1 protein-coding gene is annotated in these 255 nt (G+C 41.6%); it reads right to left on the reverse strand.

Features of this window, described 5'->3' with window-relative positions; all coding sequences use genetic code 11:
• Positions 1-101: 101 nt before the first annotated feature.
• Positions 102-255 (reverse strand): excisionase (locus NE665_RS24540; RefSeq protein WP_256302786.1); only part of this gene is annotated, 154 nt, incomplete at its 5' end.

Consider the following 255-nt stretch of genomic DNA (forward strand, 5'->3'; position numbering starts at 1 on the left):
CTATCCCGTCTTTTTTCTTTCATGGTGTCTGCTCCTTTCCTTGTTGGAAAGAGCCTTGATATGACTTGTGTTCATCATAACACATACAAGGCTCATTTGCATTAGATTGCGTCCAATTTATCAATGATCTTTTCAAACTGTCGGCGTTTAATCTGTATGCGGTTGCCATTCATAATGAGCCAGCCAGCGTCCTTGTTTTCCTCTGCCAAGCGTCTTAACTTGTTTTCTCCGATACGGAAATACTTTGACGCTTCT

The organism is Clostridium sp. DFI.1.208 (genome assembly GCF_024463855.1).
In the GTDB taxonomy this organism is placed as follows: domain Bacteria; phylum Bacillota_I; class Bacilli_A; order Erysipelotrichales; family Erysipelotrichaceae; genus Clostridium_AQ.